We start from the raw sequence: 21539 nt of genomic DNA, 5'->3' as shown, positions 1-21539 counted from the left end.
AGCAGTATGCGTAAAATCGCATTTTTTCTTGCGATGCTTCTGATGCCGTGCGTCTCATTTGCCGGTTTGCTGAGCAGCAGCAGCCCCGTCACGCCGGTCAGTAAAGAGTATAAGCAGCAGTTAATGGGCTCACCGGTCTATATTCAGATTTTTAAAGAAGAGCGCACTCTTGATCTCTACGTCAAAATGGGTGAGCAATACCAGTTGCTTGATAGCTACAAAATTTGCAACTATTCCGGTGGGTTAGGCCCGAAACGCCGTCAGGGCGATTTTAAAAGTCCGGAAGGGTTTTACAGCGTTCAGCGCAATCAACTCAAGCCAGACAGCCGTTTTTATAAGGCCATCAACATTGGTTTTCCCAATGCCTACGATCGCGCGCATGGCTATGATGGTAAATATCTGATGATTCACGGCGCCTGTGTTTCCGTCGGCTGCTATGCCATGACCGACAGCGGCATTGATGAGATTTTCCAGTTTGTCACCGCCGCGCTGGTCTTTGGTCAGCCGAGCGTGCAGGTGAGTATTTATCCGTTCCGGATGACCGACGCCAATATGCAGCGTCATAAATATTCATATTACAAAGATTTCTGGGCGCAGCTAAAACCCGGCTACGATTATTTTGAACAGACGCATAAGCCGCCAACTGTTTCTATCGTTGATGGACGTTACGTCGTGAGCAAACCGTTGAGTCACGAAGTCGTTCAGCCACAGCTGGCCTCAAATTATACGCTCTCCGAGGCAAAATAACGCCCATTCGCCTGGCATAATCTTTTGCCAGGTTTCATTCCCCGTTAGCGGCTGGGTAGCAATCACGGTAACCACGTCATTTGGCGTGGTCTGTGAGCTGAAATCAATTTCCATATCCTGATCCACCAGCGTGGCTACGCCAAACGGCGCCCGGCGAGTGATCCAGTGCAAATGGGTTGAGCAAAACGCCATCACATATCGCCCATCTGACAGCAGCATGTTAAAAACGCCTTTTTCACGTAATACCGTCGCCAGTGTCGCAATATATTTAAATACCGCTGTCATGTTGCCCGGCGTGCGGGGATAACGCTGCGTTAATTTATGCAATAGCCAGCAAAACGCTTTTTCGCTGTCGGTTTCCCCCACCGGACGAAAATTACCGGTTTCCAGCGACTTATAACCGTTGAGCTGACCGTTATGAGCATAAGTCCAGTTGCGTCCCCATAATTCCCGGGTAAAAGGGTGTGTATTTTCCAGCGCCACTTCACCGCGATTAGCCTGACGGATATGAGCGATAACCGAGCAGGACTTGATCGGGTAATTCTGTACCAGTTTCGCAATCGGCGAATGGTAGCTCGGTTGCGGATCTTTAAACGTGCGACAGCCCTTTCCTTCGTAAAAGGTAATTCCCCAGCCGTCTTTATGCGGCCCGGTTCCGCCGCCACGCTGCACCAGTCCGGTGAAGCTAAAGCAGATATCCGTCGGCACATTGGCGCTCATCCCAAGCAGTTCGCACATACATCACCTCCACAAACGCCTTAAGCGGGAAGGCGTAATTTTTACAGCCAATCAAATCTCAAAATATCAAAGAAAACAATATGCTATACCCTAAATAATTCGAGTTGCAGGAAGGCGGTAAGGGAGGAAATCCCCAGGAACATAGATAACTATGTGACTGGGGTTTCTGAGCGCAACCAACGCACCTGCAGCTTGAAGTATGACGGGTATAGTTATTTAACCATCTCTTTTTCGATCAGTTGAATCAGGATATGAATTACTTTGATATGAATTTCCTGAATACGATCGGCATAACCGAAGTGCGGTACGCGAATTTCAATATCCGCCGTTCCCGCCATTTTGCCGCCGTCTTTGCCGGTCAACGTAATCACTTTCATGCCTTTTTCACGGGCCGCGGCAATCGCTTTAATCACGTTACCAGAGTTACCCGACGTCGAGATCCCTAACAGGACATCGCCTTCGCGCCCTACCGCCTCAACGTAACGAGAGAAAATATAGTCATAGCCAAAATCATTACTGACGCAGGATATATGGCTAACATCAGAAATCGCAATTGCCGGGTAGCCCGGACGATTTTCACGATAACGACCTGTCAGCTCTTCAGCAAAGTGCATCGCATCGCAATGGGAGCCGCCGTTACCGCAGGAAAGTACCTTACCACCCGCTTTAAAACTGTCAGCCAACAGGACCGCCGCGCGCTGAATAGCGTGAATATTGGCGTCATCTTTTAAAAAATTAGCCAGCGTTTCCGCCGCTTCGTTCAGTTCGTTACGAATAAGATCCTGGTACATGAGGATATCCTTCAGCATGAATGTAAATGACAGTATGCAGTGTACCGGATAGCAGTACAGGCGAGAAGCATAAGCCGAATTAACGCCTCACGCTTTTGATTTTTCGTGCCCCCAAAAACGGCAACAATGTGAGCTTTGTTGTAATTATTTTGTAAACACATTGCTAAAAAATTTTACATCCACTACAACCTAATCATCACAAGTGGTCAGACCTCCTACAAGCAAGGGAGCTTTTCGTTATGATGATTTTGAGTATTATCGCTACGGTTGTTCTGCTCGGCGCATTGTTCTATCACCGCGTGAGTTTATTTCTCAGCAGCCTGATTCTGCTCGCCTGGACCGCCGCACTTGGCGTCGCTGGCCTGTGGTCCATCTGGCTGTTGGTTCCTCTGGCCATTATCCTCGTGCCGTTTAACCTCACACCGATGCGAAAATCAATGATTTCCGCACCGGTGTTCCGCGGCTTCCGTAAGGTCATGCCGCCGATGTCGCGCACTGAGAAAGAAGCGATTGATGCCGGTACAACTTGGTGGGAAGGCGATCTGTTCCAGGGCAAGCCTGACTGGAAAAAACTGCACAACTATCCGCAACCGCAACTCACTGCCGAAGAGCAAGCGTTTCTCGACGGCCCGGTAGAAGAAGCGTGCCGGATGGCGAACGATTTCCAGATTACCCATGAACTGGCGGATCTGCCGCCGGAACTGTGGGCTTATCTGAAAGAGCATCGTTTTTTTGCGATGATCATTAAAAAAGAGTATGGCGGGCTGGAGTTCTCCGCTTATGCGCAGTCCCGTGTACTGCAAAAACTGTCCGGCGTCTCCGGAATTCTGGCTATCACCGTCGGCGTTCCAAACTCACTCGGCCCTGGCGAGCTGTTGCAGCACTATGGTACGGAAGAGCAGAAGAATCACTATCTGCCGCGACTGGCGCGCGGCCAGGAGATCCCCTGCTTTGCGCTGACCAGCCCGGAAGCAGGTTCTGATGCAGGCGCCATTCCGGATACCGGCGTGGTTTGCATGGGCGAATGGCAGGGCCAGCAGGTGCTGGGTATGCGCCTGACCTGGAACAAGCGTTACATTACGCTGGCGCCGATAGCTACCGTGTTGGGCCTGGCGTTTAAGCTTTCCGATCCGGATAGATTGTTAGGCGGAGAAGAAGAGCTGGGTATTACCTGCGCCCTGATCCCTACCTCAACGCCGGGTGTGGAAATTGGTCGTCGTCACTTCCCGCTTAACGTTCCGTTCCAGAATGGCCCAACCCGCGGTAACGATATTTTCGTGCCTATTGATTATATTATCGGCGGCCCCAAAATGGCCGGACAGGGCTGGCGTATGCTGGTGGAATGTTTGTCGGTAGGACGCGGTATTACCCTGCCGTCCAACTCCACTGGCGGGGTGAAATCCGTCGCGCTGGCAACCGGCGCCTATGCTCACATTCGTCGTCAGTTCAAAATTTCTATCGGCAAGATGGAAGGTATTGAAGAACCGCTGGCGCGTATTGCAGGTAACGCTTATGTGATGGATGCCGCCGCATCGTTAATCACCTACGGCATTATGCTGGGCGAAAAACCGGCGGTACTGTCGGCTATCGTGAAGTACCACTGCACCCACCGCGGCCAGCAGTCCATTATAGACGCGATGGATATCACTGGGGGTAAAGGCATTATGCTCGGCGAAGGCAACTTCCTGGCGCGTGCTTACCAGGGCGCGCCTATCGCGATCACCGTGGAAGGCGCGAATATCCTGACCCGTAGCATGATGATCTTTGGTCAGGGCGCCATTCGCTGCCATCCTTATGTACTGGAAGAGATGGCCGCAGCGCAGAATAATGATGTGAATGCCTTTGATAAACTGTTGTTTAAACATATTGGCCATGTCGGCAGCAATACCGTTCGCAGTTTCTGGCTTGGCCTGACCCGCGGATTAACGAGCCATACGCCAACCGGCGACGCCACGAAGCGTTATTACCAGCATCTGAACCGACTGAGCGCAAACCTGGCGCTGCTGTCCGACGTGTCAATGGCGGTACTGGGCGGCAGCCTGAAACGCCGCGAGCGTATCTCCGCGCGTCTGGGCGATGTGTTGAGTCAGCTTTATCTGGCCTCAGCCGTACTGAAGCGTTACGACGACGAAGGTCGCCACGAAGCCGACCTGCCGCTGGTGCACTGGGGCGTACAGGATGCGCTGTATCGTGCTGAACAAGCGATGGACGATCTGCTGCAGAACTTCCCGAACCGCGTCGTGGCCGGATTGCTCACCGCGATGATCTTCCCGACTGGCCGTCATTATCTGGCGCCGTCTGATAAGCTGGATCACGCCGTGGCGAAGATCCTGCAGGTGCCGAACGCCACACGTTCACGCATTGGGCGCGGTCAGTATCTGACGCCCGCCGAACATAATCCGGTCGGTTTACTGGAAGAAGCGCTGCGTGATGTCATCGCTGCCGACCCTATCCACCAGCGCATCTGCAAAGAACTGGGTAAAAATCTGCCGTTTACTCGTCTGGATGAACTGGCGCGCAATGCGCTGGCGAAAGGGCTTATAGATAAAGATGAAGCCGCCATCCTGGCGAAAGCGGAAGAGAGCCGCCTGCGCAGTATCAACGTTGATGATTTTGAGCCTGAAGCGCTGGCGACCAAACCGGTAAAGCTGCCGGAGAAAGTGCGTAAAGTCGAAGCCGCATAATCAGCCTCGCGTCTTTCCTGCCCCGCTTTCGCGGGGCTTTTTCTTGCCGCTTTTTTATTATTGCTCATGCTACAGTGTAAAGACGCTGTTCAATGAGGAGCTCCGATCGTGTCTGGTTTGAAAATTACTCTGTTGCAACAACCTTTAGTCTGGATGGACGGCCCGGCAAACCTGCGTCATTTTGACAGACAGCTAGAGCTCGTATCTGGCCGGGATGTGATTGTTCTGCCTGAAATGTTTACCACCGGCTTTGCGATGGAGGCCGCTAATAACTCACTTTCACAAGATAGCGTGATTACGTGGATGCAGGCCAAAGCCCGACAAACTGACGCTCTGATTGCCGGCAGCGCGGCGCTACAAACTGAGCGCGGCGCCGTAAATCGCTTCTTACTGGTTGAACCGGAAGGCAAGGTTCATCTCTATGATAAGCGCCATCTGTTTCGTATGGCGGATGAACATCAACATTATGCCGCAGGCGATAAACGCATCATCGTGCAGTGGCGCGGTTGGCGCATTCTGCCGCTGATCTGTTACGATCTGCGCTTTCCGATATGGTCGCGCAACCGCAATGATTACGATCTGGCGCTGTATGTAGCGAACTGGCCCGCGCCGCGCTCGCTACACTGGCAAACATTACTGACGGCGCGCGCTATTGAAAATCAGGCTTATGTCGCAGGCTGCAACCGGGTTGGCACCGATGGCAACGGGTTACATTATCGCGGCGATAGCCGGATCATTAATCCCCAGGGCGACATTATCGCCACCGCCGAACCACACCAAGCGACACGTATTGATGCCGATCTTTCTCTCGTCGCCTTGCAGGACTATCGCGAAAAATTTCCAGCCTGGCGCGATGCCGATCCATTCACCTTGTAAGCAACCTGCCGCTCACCGCGGCGGGATTGTTTCACTCCGTAACTCTCCGTAAAACAAATTCGCGTGGCGTAATGTGGCAGGCAACGTATTCTGACTAAGAGCCTATCCCACCAGGCGTTATTGGCGCAGCCAGTTTGGACACGGACAGCGCGCAAAAACCGGAGCGTACACGTAGTACGTGAGGTTTGACTCGCTACGCTCGCCCTTCGGGCCGCCGCAAGCGGCGTTCAAAACGCTAACGCGTTTTGGCGAGCACTGCCCAGGTCCAAAATGGCAAGTAAAATAGCCCTACTGGGATAGGCTCTAAGATAATTGCTCGCCATTCGTGGGTAATAAAAACGGTTAATCACTCCCTTATCAGGATATCTTCATGAAAAACTTTGTACGCACAACTTTACTGGCAGCGACTCTGGCGGGCGTTTCTTTTGGCGCTTTCGCCACCGCTGTCCCCAATCCTCCCCTGCCCGCCCAGGATCCTATTGTCCAGCATCTGAAGCTGACAAACGATCAGATTACCCGGATCAAAAAACTTCACCAACAACTGGAAACCGACGTCAGTCAGATTTCTATGAAGGGAATTAAAGACGGTGCGCTGATAGAGGTGATTAAATCCGGTAAATGGGATGACGCCGCCGTAAAAGAGCAGCTTGCAGCCTTCAGTAACATAGAACAACAGGCTCGCTATTATCGGGTTAAATATTATTTTGATTTAAGCAAAGTCTTAACACCAGAACAGCGTCAACAGGTACAACAAGATCTCGCCCAGGCACTTGAGTAAATATTTTTGCCCGTTATTCCTGGATAACGGGCTTTATCCAGGACAGGTACAAATTCATCTTCATCTTTTTCTTACAGCATCGCACCATCTCACACTACCCGTTATATAACATAGAAGTGAAACCGTACGTGGGGCTGGCATACGTTGGGCAATTTGGCGAGGAGATGGATTTCCATACCGACGATTATCGTATTGTTATTTAATATTTTCATCTCATGTTTTACCCGCTTACAGAAAACCCAGCGTTACAATAGACCGTTTTTTGGGCTTCGTTTATGTAATCGTTATATCACACCCTATACCGTGAAACTTGTCTTTTAGCCCAATATTAAGGCAGGTTCTGAAATGAAAAACTTTTTCGCAGTCTGCATCATTCCCCTTGTGGTAGCCTGGTCCGCTACTGCATCAGCAAAAGAAGGGATCTATATCACCGGGAAAGCGGGGACATCCGTAGTCAATGTCTATGGAATCAACTCAACCTTCAGCCAGGATGAGATAGTTAATGGTCATGCAACGTTACCTGACCGTACCAAAGGCGTTTTTGGCGGCGGGGTTGCTATCGGTTATGACTTTTATGATCCATTCCAGCTTCCAGTACGTTTAGAACTGGATACCACTTTCAGAGGTGAGACGGATGCTAAAGGCGGGCAGGATATTATTGCATTTGGTGATCCAGTACACATAAATGTAAAAAATCAGGTCCGAATGACCACTTACATGGTTAATGGCTATTATGATTTTCACAATAGTACGGCATTTACTCCCTATATCAGCGCAGGCGTTGGCCTCGCTCATGTGAAGCTAAGTAATAACACCATTCCTGTTGGTTTTGGTATTAATGAAACTCTGTCTGCTTCAAAAAATAACTTTGCCTGGGGCGCAGGTATCGGTGCAAAATATGCTGTAACAGATAATATTATGATTGACGCCAGTTATAAATACATTAATGCTGGCAAAGTAAGCATTTCAAAAAATCACTATGCTGGTGATGAACATACCGCTTATGATGCAGACACAAAGGCTGCCTCCAATGACTTCATGCTCGGCATTACTTACGCCTTTTAAACACTATCGGTAAAATAGCTGGTCCTGTGGGTTCCCGAAGGCGCAATGGAGGATATCAGTAATGAATACTCCTGCGCCTTCAGAAAATCGTTGAACAGGTGCAACCTGGCGCCATTTTTCAGTACACTGCAACGTTTCTGGTATGGGCTTAACTTCCGGCTGCCCAAAAACAGCCCCGTCCTGTTTCCGGGTATTATCATTTCCGTCAGTCGGCATCATGTTTTGTATTGGGCATCGTCAAAAGACGACTGGCTGACCAGTCGCATATCTCGATGCCTCAATTCAGTCATCATCATGTGGGTTTAAGTCAGGAACGTGTCAAAACCATTCCAAACGGGTTAATCATCATTCAGAAAATCAATTTGTGGGCGATTATTCCATTTATCTTCAATAAAAGACAGAAAGCGTTGAAATAAAGGAGAATAATACTGACGATGACGCCATACAAGATAAATGGGGAGATCTGGAACCCTCCATTCAGGAAGTATAATTTCAAGTTCATTATTTTTTAAGTATTTGGTGGCAAGCCAGGCCGGAGTCATGAGGTTGATACCCTTTCCTTCTAAAACCAAATTAAGAACACTCAAAAGATTATTGGAAGATAAATGAACATTAACAGCGCCACTAATAGTGTATGATTCATCTTGACGGAAAAGAGTAAGAGGTCCGGAAAGACCATGATTGTGAAGACCCACAATAATGTGATTTTCCAAATCGCCAGGGTGTGAGATCCTGCCATATTTTCTGATATATTTCGGACTCGCACAAAGAACCAACTTTAAAGGGCTTATCTTTCGATACACGAGATCCTCACTTTCGATTATGCCACTTTTAAAAACCAGCTCATCAAACTCCAGGGATTTACTAAAAAAATCGCTACGCTCTCGTGAATCCAGGTAGATTTTTGTATCCGGATAGCTAGCTGTAAATTCCCATATCCACTTATTGGCAAGAAACTCACAGACAATAGCCGGAGCCGAAAATTTTATACTCCCTCTGATTATTTTATCCGGATTTCGCAATTCATCCAGCAAGGACTGAAAGGAAGATGTTATCCTTTTCATGCTTGCATAGGCTGTCTGACCAGCTCCAGTCAGCTCTAAGTGATGTGAATCGCGCCGAAGTAAAGTAACCTCAATAGAATTCTCAAGGCGACTAAGCGATTTACTGACAGCAGAAATGCTAATATCTAATTCCCGCGCAGCCCGGGAAAGATTCCCTACTTCCGCCACTTTAATAAATATCATCCAGTCTCGCATACCACGATTATTGATCAGTTCCATCATTATCTTCCGTTGATAAAAGAAATTCTTATATTAAAGGAGCTATCAACGACTTACCGATGCGTCATTGTGTGCCTCAATGTCCTTGATATCATCATAATAAAAAATCTATTGGCTGCAAAATAGCATCTGAATCGATCATGATTTTGCATCCATCTCCGGTTACTAATTGAACCTGTTTACCACTCAGTGTAAATACCCTATCTCAGAAGCGATCGTCAAGGTTGTCGCCGAACCAGATACCAATAATAAAGTGGTTCATTGTCATGCGCCCGTTCTGCAAAGGCATTGTCCTTTTCTGTGACGCAGTCTGGAACGCATTAATTGTATCGTTCACCTAACAAAGTATCCCGTGGAAACAAGCAAAACATCGCCAGATTATTCTTACTTGAGTCCCCCCCACCCGGTTCGACATTATTTGTGAAAGTGGAGGAAACAGAACAGACGGTTTAAATAAGACGCTTACTCAAAACATAAACCTATGTGCAGGCTCCTCTCATTTCGTCACGTCGCTGATATCCAGCTTTACTGGCGCCAGGGGAAGATATCTGCGCAAGGCAATAATTCCGGCGCAACAACAACCACTCCCGCTGGGCCTCTGTACATTCAAAATCTCCCATGACCAAAAGCCAGCGGGTAGAAGCCCTGCGCCAGTGACCTGCTGCCTCCAGATTCTGCGCAACCGGGTCTATCACGGCCTCCGGTGTTACCTTATTTCTGCTCAAAATCAGCACCATCATTTGGGATATAGCCTACAACCCCTGCCCGCCGATGATGGGGGAGGATTCGGTATGCAGCACTTTCATCCTGGTCTCCGGCTCAGTCAGCTATCCGACGTGCCCCCTTATGCCGGGCCAGCAGCGAAGAAAATCCGGGCGTGGTGTGATAAAACAGACGACGTTTCAGCCAGCCCACATTCTTTCGCTCCTTTGTGTTGATACGACCAATACGCTGTGAACCGATGACTGGATTGTTCATACGCCTTTCTGTGGTATACAGGTATGTGAACCCCAGCTCTTCAGCCACATGAATATAATCAGAACAATACCAGCCCTCAGGCCAGCACAGATGCTGACTGCAGTAACCCAGCATCTCCCTCATCCGCTTACGACTAAGAAGAATATCGACACGAAGCAAATCCGACGGATTACGGGACACAGGTTTCTGGTCCCAGCGTCGGTGGGTGTGCGTGTGCGAGTGAAACTCAACAAGGCCACTGAGGTGCATCTCCCGGACCTCTGACCAGCGCAGCATGACCTCATCAGCCCGGCCTTGTTTAACCAGCATCTGACACTCATCATGAGAGTACACCGGTTCGCCTGCAGGAATACGGACCGGTCCGTCACTGATCAAACTGGTCACAAGAAAGAGATGCGCATGCAGATTAAACTCCTGCAGCACCGGAAAAACCTGCAACCAGTTATCCAGCCAGCCGCCATCAAAGGTCAGCATGACGCTTTTACGAGGCAATCTTGCACCATGATAAAAAGCTTCCACCTCTGCAGCGGTAACGGTTTTCCAGCCAGATTCAGCCAGCCATTTCATCTGCGCCCGGAACGTACGGGGAGATAAGGTTATCTGTCCGGGTTTATCACTGACATGGTGATACATTAATACCGGTAAATGTCGTGCATAAGACATATGTTTTATTCCTTTATATAAAAAATAAATTATTTTTACGCCTGAGGGGACAAGAAAAAGCCCTCTAAACATAAAATCTTAAATATCACATATGAATACCTGACAGATAAACAAACCTTATACCAGGGGCTTATAAAGCCCCGCTCACAAAAGAGTGAATCAAACAAATCCACAAAACAGAAAATAATAAAGGCATCAGTGTCCGTTAAATTATTTTACGAAACATAATATTCCTCTCCCTACAAAAAAAGGTGAATTTCAGATTTTAAAATCAATCAGCAATTGATTTTTCTGCAATGAAGATTGCTAACCATATTTGCCTTGAGTAAATTTTCAATACATCCTCGAACCTGATATACAGTATTCGCCTTATTCACTGATACAGGAAGTATGAGTGGAACAGATGTCTACGCCTCCTCGTGTGTCAATGCACAGGCCTTAAAATCCAGCGTCCAGGTGTCCGCTGGCACTTCCTGATTACCATCAACGACCACACTGAAACTGGCGTTATCTGCAGCGGTTCTTAAAATGGCGCCACGACCACTCACCGTATCTGGTTGCCATCCCTCGCCCTCCAGGCGAACCTGAATGTGATGGCGAGGATCCTGTTGCCCGCTCAGCAACAATACGGCAGGCGTATTACCCGCCTTTTGCTCATCGCTCCATACCCGAAACCCGCTGTGACTGCCGTGATAAGTCACCCAGCCTTGCGCAAGCACCATCCCATCTGGCACGTGCCCAGCCCGAAAGTAAGTCCCTACACGTAGCGTTGTCTGAAGTTTTTCTGCGGCGTTCGCTATCGGCATCAAGCTACTGGCAGCGACCAGTAAGGTTACGCTATAGATAACCGTTTTCACTCGCTGTATTTTCATCCACATTATTCTCTCCTTCAGAATCGGCTATCTGCAGAGACCGCTCATTTGATACAAGCCCGCGATTCCCTTGTGGGCAGGTAGGTGGTAGTTAACCCGACATTGCTGTGCTCCCCATTTCACCGTCAGTTCGCCCTTATCCGCCAGACCAGTGAGATAAACCTGGCTATCAGTATCCACCAGATCAGCACTGCCATCCTGCCCATTGACTGTAACCTGCGCCCCGAAAGGAATGGCGCTACCATCTTCCCGTTTCAGCGTCATCAGTGCCCTGGCCCCGATGCGAGTGTGAAACTTCGCTTCCACCACCGCCCCTTCGGTTGGCACCACGCGCACATCGGTTTGTGTGACCTCTGCGTCATCCGGTAGTCGCGACGGATCGAGGCTGACTGTATTCTCCTGATAGACGCTCAGGTTGCCCACTGTAGTGTCGCCACGAAAATCCGTCTTAACGCCAGGCCAGCCGCCAACTGGCACCCCCGAGGCCCCTGGCGCTTCAACCAGCGCCACTGAGCCTTGCAAAGGTTGCCCCAGCGTCACACCATGATGGTGGATAACTATACCTCCCGCGATATTGACTCCCATCTGGCGCATCGCCCGGCTGTAGCTATAGTCACCACCTAACAGGCCGTAAGCCCCATTCCATGCCAAGTGCAATGCGCTGTTATTACCACCACCTGGCGGGGCATCGGCACGGTAACTCTGACGCACCTCCCAATCCAGTTGCTGACTGAATGCCTCTCCGTTGACCCCCACTTGTTGCGTCTGACCACCGTGTGATGGTGAAGTCATCTGCCAACTAGCACTTACATTATTCCCCGTCCAGCGGCTTAATGGCATACTGAACCACAGGCTGGTTATGTTCTCTTTACGGTGCGCGCCATTGCGCCACAGCGTTCTGTTTTGATTCCAGTTCAATGACAGCGAGCCCCCTCCGATAGAGGTTCCCCAACTCAGTCCGTAGCTGTCATCATGACCGGGGCGATTACGCCAGTCGGTACGGGAACCGGTTAAACTCAGATTGCCCAAATGCCTCCCCCATGACTGACTCAACATCAGGGTGGTACGCGAGCTCGGCTGCAAATTTTCCCGCCACGACCATAGACGGTTACCATCATGTCGATAACTGTCGAGCACATCGGATAGGGTGTTATAGCCCTGCGAGGCATACTGCCATCTCGTCAGAAAAAAATTTGTCCCCGTCGCAGTCAGCTGGTTGCTGTAACGCAGTCGCCAGGAGGCTCCTTGCTGTACCGCCTCCCCCTGACGCTGACTGTGTGTATCGCTTCCATCGACAGATAAACTCCCCCACCGCCCGAGAGATCCCCCCAAACCAAGCAATGCAGCTTGATAGTGCGTTGCACTCTGTATACCGCCGTATGCAGTGAGATTCCACGGCAGACCATACATCAACGTAGCCTGCGCGATCTGCGCCTTATCCGTTGCAGAGTCTGACGATCGGTATCGGCCCGCCAACAGGCTGTACTTCAAATATCCCTGGTGCAGTGCTATCGCCGGGGTCTGATACGGCACCACAAACATTTGTGTACTGCCATCGGCCTCCCACACGGTGACATGCAGATCACCACTACTGTCTGTTACCGACAGATCCCGCAGTGCAAACGGTCCGGGCGCCACAGTGGTGTTGTAAATGGTGTAACCATTCTGTTTGACCTCCACCCGAGCCTGCGTGCGGGCAATCCCACGCACTACCGGAGCAAACTGCCGCTCACTGTAGGGCACCATGTTGCCATCCGATGCCAACATCACACCGGTAAATGGCACACTATCAAATATCTCCCCCTGCGAAGTCTTTTGCCCCAGAGTCAGACGACTTTTTAGTGAGTACAGTCCACGCTCAGCATAGGTATATGCTGCCAGCCACTTCCCCGACAGTTGACTACTCCGCTGCCAGCTGGTCGCATTGCGGACACGCCACGCACCTATATTGATTCCCGGTTGCAGTTGTACCCAGGAAGAGTTGTCACGCCTCTCCATATCCATTTTGTAATCCGTCTGCATTGTCCTCGCACTGTAGTTCATCAGAAACGCCGGAATACCATCATCCCAGAGATCTTCAGGAGCGATCCCCTTAAATTCCGGACGCAACGCCAACTGCGGAATACTCAGTTGCAGTTGCTGATTATTGATATCCAGTACCGCTTTAGCCTGTGGAATGGCGGTCAGATCCGCACACTCATCTGGGGGCTTTGCTGCTTTCCACAACTGAGGGTAATCTTCCGTTTTTACGCCGTAGCGTGAAAGCTGACTGACCGTCAAACAAGGAGCCAGAAAAGGCGTTCCTTGCCCATCCTTTTCCAATTTGAACACCACATCACGGGTGTCGACACGTTTACCATTCACCATCACGTCCACGCGATAAGTCCCTGGCTGTTGTACCCCCTGGTTAAAGAGCGACATATCAACCCCTTTCGCTGCATCGCCCAACATCGATGCATCGAATGTGTAAGCGTGCGCATTTGCGCAGTGAACTACTCCCGCGATAAACAGTAGCAAGGCAGGATGTTTGAACTTCATATTCTGCCGCTAAGCCCCTGGATTTATTTAAGGACGTAGTGGAACGGATGACTTTCACCACCAAAGTCTGTAATAACTCTCCACTCGATATCACCACGAGTGCCACCTGGCATATTTAGTGTTTTGTCAGCAAAGGGGGGGATATACTCAAGCCCTGTAATGGGCTTTCCCCCTACTGTGACGGAGGCTAAATTCATGTAAAACGGGGTGGGGTTCTCCACCTTAAGTTTGTTGCCCGTCTCCACCCATCTTAAATTTCCTGCAACATCTTCCGGCGTCCCCTTCACGGCATCCGGGCGGAAAATCAGCTTATCACAGACGTTGATGGACAAATTGAGGTCAAGGGTCGCGCCCTTAGCCTGTGTATCCGACGGTTCATTTTCGGGTGGTACCGCCTTTACACAGACCCACTGTAAAGTTTCACGATCCGTTGGCATGTCACCACCAGTACGGACAATACGCAGTTGACTCTGCTGGTTCGCTTCTAAACGAAATAGAGGCGGCATCACCAAAAAGGGAGCAGGCGAACTTTTGTCTGCTGCTTTGACTGAAGACTGAACCAAAATAGGGTAATTCTGCGGGTTGCTCACCGAAAGCGTGGCTCCAGCTGTACCAGCGTGATAAATCACCCGTGTAGCCCCCAGCTTCACGCTGAATGATTTAGTGTTTAAATTTAATTTCTGCTCAGAGGCATACACTGGAGGAGTTATAGAATTAGAGACGAATAAAACAGCCGCCATTACACCAAAACTAATAATTTTCATATTACAAGTTATAAAAAAATGTATGACTTGATATTTATTGCGCCTTAATAAGGCGCAATAAAAGTTGTTTACTATTAAGCTTGATACTCCGCTATGTGTAGCGTCACTGGATAAGTATCAGCCTTTATCGTTTGTGATCCAGACAATTTCACAGCGACTTTATCTGTCATGTTATATACCCACCACTTATGCGAAGCACCATCCACTAATGAACCTTTATTGGCACAGCCTACCCCCCCAAAGGTAACTTTAATGGTATTACCACTTTTACCACTTACCGTCCACACATCGCTGTCGTTGCCCACTGTTTCAGGTTTAGAATAATCTCCCGTTGCCGCGTATTGTTTGCTCGAACCGCTTACCGAAAGCATAGCAATAACCTCATCACCCTTATGAGGCCCTGCCACCAAGCCAGACACTGGAGTAAGCTGTGCATGTAGTTGTCCAGGATTACTGAAATTTACATCCGCCGACACGCCAGTGCTTGTATTCGGCACGAGCGAGCCGGCATAACAACTAGCAGCCATAATGCTTAATGCACTTGCGATAATTAAATTTTTTACGTTTTTCATCGAAAAACCACCTTTTTTTTTGACCAAATTAAAATAGTCCAGCACATCCATAATACATAACGCCATACCAAATCTTACCGTATGTAAAAATCCGTGGCTGGTAATAACAGCTTGTACTTATTGGTATTTGTTACCAATTCAAATAAGTAATGTCATAAAAATCTATATATCAGAGCACCTCTCAATCTGAAAAAAAATGCGTTATTGCCAATATAAACAGTGTTGATGTTAACATCGTGTTGTCAGGGTGGAATAGAATACTAGTCAAAAAGCAATTATACCTTCCATTTACATTCAAGTGATAACATTACAATGACACCCACCACACTGGTGTGTGGGAAACTTATCTTCGAAGAGAGGATAATTATCAGGCATCGTTGCAACATTGTTTATATTTAAACATACATCTCCGAACTCGACGGTAAGATTATTAGTTAACTTTTCCTCGCAGGGAAGATCTTTAATGGAAAATCTTGTTTTCCGAAACGGAAAAGCAATTATAACGCTCCAACGAGAGTCTCAACACTAAGAGCTGACTGACACAGGCCAGACTGATTATACAGGCATGAAAAAGCTCTCCCCTTCCTTTCAGTTCTTGCTGGATTATGCAAACGTCGCACCACCTCCCCGTGAACATGGCACATTAATTTGAAGCAGCTCTCATCCGGTATCGCTTTTCAGTGCAGCGAAATTCATCGCAGGTGCCCCTGTAAATAGACCCGTTTTAGTTCCATGCATTTTTAAGATTCCGGCCAGATAACGTTATTGGCGGTATTCCTTGGGTATCATATTGTTCCGCGATTCATGTGGACGTTCGCAGTTATATTCTGATAACCCTTTATCCGTAATTTACCGCACCTCATTCAGCGTTCTGAACAGATAAGAATTGAGTATTTCTGTACGGTATGTCCGGTTAAAACGCTCGATGAAAACGTTTTTCTTCGGCTTACCCGGCTGGATAAACGCCAGCTTTACTACATGTTTCTTTGCCCATTCAGCCAGTGCCAGCGAGATAAATTCCGGTCCCTTATCCATACGCAGCATGGCCGGATAACCGCGGTTGCTGTAATCCTGTCGAGTACACGGACCACTCGCAGAGCTGGCAGATTCAGATCGATTTCTATCGACAACGCTTTACGATTACAGTCATCAACAACATTGAACGTGCGAAAACGACGCCCACAGACCAGCTCTGGTTCAGCGCTTCCGGCGTGACCAGTGGCGAGGGATTGCGTACCGGCAGCCGTTGTTTACCCTTACGGCGAAAATTCAGCTTGAGCAGACAGTAAATACGGTGGAGCCTTTTGTGATTCCACGCGTATCCCTGCCGCCGTATCCAGACTTCCAGTTGTCCCTGGTGGCTTCAGAAATACCGATCTCCCGGCAGACATCTTTAACAGTCCGTCCGGATTCGACTGATCTAATCACAGCGATGATCTGGTGCGCAGTAATACGGGCTTTACGCACAGCGATCTCCTGCGTTGGCAGATTGATTATGTCGGATGATCTCTAAATGTGAATGGCTCGATTATGCGGGATACTTACATACTCACGCATTGAGAGACTTTCAGTTCGTTTGTACGGTGAATGGATGCCGCAGGCGGGGTTTATTAACGGGATGCCCGTCAAGGTGCGGGTAATGAGGGATTGCATCGTGATCACGCCGCAGCATACCCACGGACTCTTTGTCTGTATTGAAGGGATGGGCGTAACCCGCATTAATAAACGGAGTGCAGAACAGTGGTTAAAAAAATTTCTGGGGGCGCTGAACAATACCGGAGATATTCCGGTGATTAAACGCAAAAGAACGGAACAGGAGTTAATGAGTAATTGATAATAAAAAGCCGGGAAAAGATAACCCCTCCGGCTTTTACACATTATTCCTCCGGCTCCAGATGTTTTATTTCAATCCTTTTGGTTTTATTTCGGGATATTTTTCATATAATGGATTCATTATTTTAATAAGCATTTCACCCATGATCAAACCAACCGCTTCTCGATATACCTTAAATTCATCCTCATCACAACGGGACTGAACAACAGCAACAGATTCATCAAGTTCCTTACCGAATCTCAACATTAAATCACTAATTAATATAGCTGTATCCTTATCGTTAACCATACTTATTCCTGTAGTAAAAACATCAACAGCATTGATTTTATTTGCATTCGTTAACACAATTCCAGCAAGCAAATCCGTTACTTTTTGTAGGTAAAGACATAAATGAGCATTCACTAACGCAATTATTTTCAACCATTTTTCATCTTAATAACTTGCCAGGATCATCTCTATCAGTACCACAAGTAATAAGGCCAAGAGGATCACTATCTGTAATAGGATTCAGAGGATAATGATATCGGCTCCATCCCCCTTTCAGCCCTATTGGATCTACGTAATATACCTTCCCAGTCCCGGATTATAGAAACGGCGCTAGTTATAATACAGCCCCGATTCTTCATCGCATTGGGATAGGTTCTAACTGGAGTTATCACACATTAATGTAATTTAATTACCTCCCCATGTTTCCCCGCATCATCCGTATACATTGCTTGCAAGCATATTTTTTGTCCATCATTTTTAATATAATTAAATTCTTCAATTAAAGAATAGTTAATATAGTCCACTCTATAATATAACTCCACGGATTTTGAATTAATGACATTGCTATATTGAAGTTTTCGCCCTTTAAATTCACCGAGTATTTTCATTTTAGTTCCCATAACTGTTAAAAAATCTTTTCTCGCAGTGGCATTTTTGAAAGAGTCACATGACAAATCATATATCTCAGCATACTCCCCTTCATTATAAAGAGAAAAAAGCTTATCAACTTCTTCTTTCGCAACTTCTCGAATAGCGCTATCATTTTTAATATTCTCTCTACCTAACCATGTAAAAAATAGAATAACGAACAACACAATCAACACCATAAATAGTAACGATAGAAAAAATCTATTTCTTTTCACTTGAATTCACCTGATAACCAATCATATCCCTTATCCATCAGATCGAAAATCTCCGATAGACACCTCGAATGCCGGGAGCATGTGAGTTCCCCCTAGTCTCCAAATCCGGGTCCCATACTCACACCTTTTGTATATTTATAACTATCAGTTTGATCACAAGCATCTGTATAAGCCATTCCCGCAAGAAGTGCCTCCATAAGAATCCCCTCCAGACTCTGATATTCCTGGTAATAAATCAGCATCAGGGGCTGATATTGTGAATAACAAACCAGCAGAAGTACCTGTACCGCTATGATCACACAATGAATAATACGCACAAACCTCTCTTTCCTTTGGGGTGTGTACTCCGGCTCCAATTGCCCCGCCATCTGCTCTGGCGTCAGCCTCACGTAACAATCATACCGGTACAGTTACTGCATATCTTCCGTGATGCGGTTATCCGCCCATAATGATTTCCCGGCTTTTATTCAACGAAGGATTAATAATTTCATGTACAGTCTCTGATATTCTTTACTCAGAGTTATCAGCCTATCCCCCAAAATAAATCACATATTATCTTGATTATTTTTTAAGATTATCTCTAAACATCCCTCTTTTCGATAAAGTGGCATATAATACCCATATTATCGCGATTATACTTCCAATAATAAAGATCAATATGGATATTTTATTAATCATATTCATCAAACATCAATGTCCCTATCTTTTTGATGAAATTCATTGGAGAATCCATCATGTTATGGAGTTTCTCTTTACACACATCGCTAATTGATGGCTTACCTGGGCGTCAAACTGTTCACTATAAGGCAATACACCTAATAAATTTTTGCAGCACCTATCCTTGTCGGTTTCATTAAGTGATTCTGATAATCATAAATTTGCCCTGTTATATGAAGCAGTTGCTAATTTGATATTCCCCCCATGCCAGAGAGACATTGCCCACTGGAGACAATATAATAAATCCATCAGCAGCAATACCTATCCCGAGTTTGGCTACCCCACTTGTGTGCAATCTTGCAGAATTAGCCGTATTTAAACTAGCCGTTAACATTTTTGCCGGATTAAATGGAAGATTATCCAGACTATTATTAGTCTCATCTATCATGCAACATAATTCACATGTAAACAATCCCAGCGGATCTGTATCTGTGACGGGATTCAACGGATAGTGGTAAGGATTTAATCCCCCTTTCAGCCCTGTCGGGCCTGACTGACGAACCTGCCACACTCCGGTGCATAATATCTGAACAGATTTTAATGCAGGCCCGTTTCATCGTCAAAATACGGCCCCGGCAGCCGGTTGCTCATCACCGCCCGGAGCTGGCCGGGGAGAGGGGGGCTCAGTGCCATGATGTCGCGCCCATACTCGCTCACCCTGAGCTCCACAATCAGCCAGCATCCGGCGGAGAATTAAGAATTTATTTAGTCAGCAAATATGAATGCCTCCGGCGCCAGCGTCCGCCACATCAACAGCGAAACCTGCATGACCACCTGTTACTCACAAATCCCCAGCGGCGACTGCCAGGAAGAAGCGGGATTTGAGACCGGGGAGCGGCGTGACGGTGAAGATTTCGGACGGGTGTATTGTGCTAATGGCGGACGGTAACGAGGTGCAGGAGCTGCGCGAGCAGCTTTACAAGGCTGAACTGGTGGTTAAGGGGATGCGGGACGTGATTGTTTAATAAAAAGGCCGGTAACTCGGCCTTAATTTTACCTAGATAACTTCTTCATAAAGATTATTTATAAAATCAGAAAAAGATTCATTGATTAAATAAACATTACTCATATCAGGAGTCTCTCCTTCATCAACTTCAACCTCATGATCCCAAAAATAAATTTTATTTTCGTTATCTTTCAGCTCCATAATAATAAGGTTACCTCCCGCATCATGAGCAATAGGGATAAAGCCTGATGGGATTCTATCTTTATAATTATTGTAATATTTAAGAAGGTTACTATTTTTCTCTTTACCTAAGCTAAGAAACCGATCAACTGAAGATGCATCATTTCTATCAGAAAAAAATTTGAACGAGTCAGGCTGAGGTTGCCCTCCATTATGTTTCATCAAAAAATTTTTATAATCAATTGGTAAACCCCCCTTTATCTCTCTCTCAAAATCAGAGATATCCTCTAATGTTGCCGGTTTTTTAGAATAAATGATATTGATCACAAATTACCTCTTACTTGTGGAAATCCCACCTGAATGCCTTATTGCATCATGTAAATCAGTAGGAACTAATTGCATATATCCAGAATCCTGATGGTGATGCCAAGTATATCCTTCAGGACGAGGATTTCCGGGACCATATCCCACAGCACGATCAGCCCTGCCAAAATCCACATTCCTTGACGCACCCAATTCAATGCGAGTATTTTTAATTGAATAACGTGAAAAATCAGGGAATCCTGCATGATTAAATGGTACACCATGAGGATATTTTCCTCTTATATCTACTGGTAATTTGCTGGCCGGATAGATTTTTCCTGCAAATGAACTATTGCTAGGATTACGTCCATTGATTTTCTTCACCATTGGGCCACAACTCAGCCCAAGTGGATCGATCCAGCTTATCGGATTAGGCGCATACTGATAAAGATTTATCCCGCCCCGGATCGAAATAGGATCTGGCTGTGAGAATAATCCATAGCCCGAGTCGTAACACCTGAACAGATTGTAGTGCAATCCAAAATTGCAAGATCAAGCATCAATCCTGAAAATATAATAAGAAATTATTATATTCCCAGTCGCTGGGTATTATGGAATATCTCGTAGCATTCCTTATTTAAATTCCATATCATTATATTTTTTTCACTTTCCATATCCTTTGTGCAGCTAAAAAAGACAATCACTTAAGTTAGAAAGAATATTCTATAGCTTGCTCCCACGAATATATCCTATGCGAACTAAGTTTTATAGATTCATCTTGGTTCATTATTTCAATAAAATAATATCCCTTATTATAATCTCTTTTTTCTATTCGATCTTCGGATCTTGCCGACCGTATAGCAATGACACAATCATCTAATAAATAAAGTTTCTTCTTTAAAACTGCTTCATCCCTATTCCATGGATTTATACTGGCCAGTACTTCTGATTCATTAAGTTCGCTCACTACCGTATACCAAATAGCTTCAGTGCCACTTGACTTTGCATTCACTCTATCAGACTCGGCTCTAAATATAATTTTATCCATATCATGTCAAAATACAGGGTCATTATTCATAC

Annotated in this window: 20 protein-coding genes and 6 pseudogenes; 7 read left to right on the top strand and 19 right to left on the bottom strand. The window is 46.9% G+C overall.

Annotated elements, in window-relative coordinates:
- Positions 1-6: 6 nt before the first annotated feature.
- Entirely contained in the window at positions 7-747 is a 741-nt protein-coding gene (dpaA, locus tag NA197_RS08265) for a peptidoglycan meso-diaminopimelic acid protein amidase (protein ID WP_001225658.1), read from the top strand.
- Here dpaA and NA197_RS08260 read toward each other — a convergent pair.
- Positions 718-1485, bottom strand: coding sequence for a class II glutamine amidotransferase (locus NA197_RS08260; RefSeq protein WP_000333387.1), 768 nt, complete (start codon positions 1483-1485; stop codon positions 718-720). The genes dpaA and NA197_RS08260 overlap by 30 nt on opposite strands.
- Before the next feature lie 212 nt (positions 1486-1697).
- Positions 1698-2276, bottom strand: a complete 579-nt coding sequence (gene lpcA, locus NA197_RS08255; protein WP_000284051.1) for a D-sedoheptulose 7-phosphate isomerase — start codon at positions 2274-2276, stop codon at positions 1698-1700.
- A gap of 239 nt (positions 2277-2515) precedes the next feature.
- On the opposite strand from lpcA, the gene fadE reads away from it, so the two are divergent.
- From fadE to pagN, 4 genes are all read left to right on the top strand, one after another.
- Entirely contained in the window at positions 2516-4960 is a 2445-nt protein-coding gene (gene fadE, locus NA197_RS08250) for an acyl-CoA dehydrogenase FadE (RefSeq protein ID WP_000973040.1), read from the top strand.
- Positions 4961-5068: 108 nt separating this feature from the next.
- The gene (locus NA197_RS08245; protein WP_000015789.1) at positions 5069-5836 is read left to right on the top strand and encodes an amidohydrolase; all 768 of its coding nucleotides are present in this window, start codon (positions 5069-5071) and stop codon (positions 5834-5836) included.
- Between the two features lie 370 nt (positions 5837-6206).
- A complete protein-coding gene (locus tag NA197_RS08240; RefSeq protein WP_001622793.1) occupies positions 6207-6614 on the top strand; it encodes a Spy/CpxP family protein refolding chaperone in 408 nt (135 codons plus the stop codon).
- Positions 6615-6959: 345 nt separating this feature from the next.
- Complete coding sequence (gene pagN / locus NA197_RS08235; RefSeq protein ID WP_000787603.1) at positions 6960-7679, top strand: adhesin/invasin protein PagN; 720 nt, start codon at positions 6960-6962, stop codon at positions 7677-7679.
- Positions 7680-7682: 3 nt separating this feature from the next.
- Here the strand turns inward: pagN and NA197_RS08230 are convergent, their stop codons facing one another.
- The 10 genes and pseudogenes from NA197_RS08230 to NA197_RS08185 all read right to left on the bottom strand — a co-directional run bounded on the left by NA197_RS08230 (position 7683) and on the right by NA197_RS08185 (position 16777).
- Entirely contained in the window at positions 7683-7898 is a 216-nt protein-coding gene (locus tag NA197_RS08230; RefSeq protein ID WP_001575654.1) for a hypothetical protein, read from the bottom strand.
- A 119-nt stretch (positions 7899-8017) separates the two neighbouring features.
- The gene (locus NA197_RS08225; RefSeq protein WP_000970302.1) at positions 8018-8965 is read right to left on the bottom strand and encodes a LysR family transcriptional regulator; all 948 of its coding nucleotides are present in this window, start codon (positions 8963-8965) and stop codon (positions 8018-8020) included.
- Between the two features lie 496 nt (positions 8966-9461).
- Positions 9462-9699 (bottom strand): annotated as a pseudogene (locus NA197_RS08220) (PerC family transcriptional regulator); the annotation flags it as partial.
- An 82-nt stretch (positions 9700-9781) separates the two neighbouring features.
- On the bottom strand, positions 9782-10603 hold the full coding sequence (locus NA197_RS08215; RefSeq protein ID WP_000119391.1) for a polysaccharide deacetylase family protein: 822 nt from the start codon (positions 10601-10603) through the stop codon (positions 9782-9784).
- A 407-nt stretch (positions 10604-11010) separates the two neighbouring features.
- Positions 11011-11481: an AfaD family invasin gene (gene afaD / locus NA197_RS08210; protein ID WP_000266948.1), complete on the bottom strand. Its 471-nt coding sequence runs from the start codon at positions 11479-11481 to the stop codon at positions 11011-11013.
- 21 nt (positions 11482-11502) lie between these two features.
- Positions 11503-14013 (bottom strand): fimbrial biogenesis outer membrane usher protein, encoded by a 2511-nt coding sequence (locus tag NA197_RS08205; RefSeq protein WP_064043452.1) that lies wholly within the window; start codon positions 14011-14013, stop codon positions 11503-11505.
- 23 nt (positions 14014-14036) lie between these two features.
- On the bottom strand, positions 14037-14777 hold the full coding sequence (safB, locus tag NA197_RS08200; protein WP_024792644.1) for a pili assembly chaperone SafB: 741 nt from the start codon (positions 14775-14777) through the stop codon (positions 14037-14039).
- 74 nt (positions 14778-14851) lie between these two features.
- Positions 14852-15349: a Saf-pilin pilus formation protein SafA gene (locus tag NA197_RS08195; RefSeq protein WP_064043453.1), complete on the bottom strand. Its 498-nt coding sequence runs from the start codon at positions 15347-15349 to the stop codon at positions 14852-14854.
- A 762-nt stretch (positions 15350-16111) separates the two neighbouring features.
- A pseudogene (locus tag NA197_RS08190) lies at positions 16112-16685 on the bottom strand (integrase core domain-containing protein); the annotation flags it as partial.
- Positions 16619-16777, bottom strand: a complete 159-nt coding sequence (locus NA197_RS08185; RefSeq protein WP_371063038.1) for a transposase — start codon at positions 16775-16777, stop codon at positions 16619-16621. The pseudogene NA197_RS08190 and the gene NA197_RS08185, both read right to left, overlap by 67 nt.
- Before the next feature lie 91 nt (positions 16778-16868).
- Here NA197_RS08185 and NA197_RS08180 point away from each other — a divergent pair, with 91 nt between their 5' ends.
- The gene (locus tag NA197_RS08180; RefSeq protein WP_023892102.1) at positions 16869-17183 is read left to right on the top strand and encodes a SymE family type I addiction module toxin; all 315 of its coding nucleotides are present in this window, start codon (positions 16869-16871) and stop codon (positions 17181-17183) included.
- Between the two features lie 66 nt (positions 17184-17249).
- Here NA197_RS08180 and NA197_RS08175 read toward each other — a convergent pair whose 3' ends face one another.
- The 4 genes and pseudogenes from NA197_RS08175 to NA197_RS08160 form a co-directional block, all read right to left on the bottom strand.
- On the bottom strand, positions 17250-17528 hold the full coding sequence (locus tag NA197_RS08175) for a hypothetical protein (RefSeq protein WP_077950661.1): 279 nt from the start codon (positions 17526-17528) through the stop codon (positions 17250-17252).
- Positions 17529-17658: 130 nt separating this feature from the next.
- Positions 17659-17816: pseudogene (locus NA197_RS08170) on the bottom strand (RHS repeat-associated core domain-containing protein); the annotation flags it as partial.
- Positions 17817-17845: 29 nt separating this feature from the next.
- Positions 17846-18313 (bottom strand): sugar tyrosine-protein kinase, encoded by a 468-nt coding sequence (locus tag NA197_RS08165; RefSeq protein ID WP_000828178.1) that lies wholly within the window; start codon positions 18311-18313, stop codon positions 17846-17848.
- A gap of 1126 nt (positions 18314-19439) precedes the next feature.
- Positions 19440-19612 (bottom strand): annotated as a pseudogene (locus tag NA197_RS08160) (RHS repeat-associated core domain-containing protein); the annotation flags it as partial.
- A 136-nt stretch (positions 19613-19748) separates the two neighbouring features.
- On the opposite strand from NA197_RS08160, the pseudogene NA197_RS08155 reads away from it, so the two are divergent.
- Positions 19749-19995, top strand: a pseudogene (locus NA197_RS08155) (hypothetical protein).
- A gap of 32 nt (positions 19996-20027) precedes the next feature.
- Here the strand turns inward: NA197_RS08155 and NA197_RS08150 are convergent.
- The 3 genes and pseudogenes from NA197_RS08150 to NA197_RS08140 form a co-directional block, all read right to left on the bottom strand.
- A complete protein-coding gene (locus tag NA197_RS08150) occupies positions 20028-20483 on the bottom strand; it encodes an SMI1/KNR4 family protein (protein WP_045900897.1) in 456 nt (151 codons plus the stop codon).
- A gap of 3 nt (positions 20484-20486) precedes the next feature.
- Positions 20487-20999: pseudogene (locus NA197_RS08145) on the bottom strand (HNH endonuclease); the annotation flags it as partial.
- 169 nt (positions 21000-21168) lie between these two features.
- Positions 21169-21507 (bottom strand): hypothetical protein, encoded by a 339-nt coding sequence (locus tag NA197_RS08140; RefSeq protein WP_023138333.1) that lies wholly within the window; start codon positions 21505-21507, stop codon positions 21169-21171.
- Positions 21508-21539: the final 32 nt, after the last annotated feature.

Origin of the sequence: Salmonella sp. NW884 (assembly GCF_051700745.1) — a bacterium.
Lineage (GTDB): Bacteria > Pseudomonadota > Gammaproteobacteria > Enterobacterales > Enterobacteriaceae > Salmonella > Salmonella enterica.
This window is presented reverse-complemented; position numbering and strand designations above follow the sequence as displayed.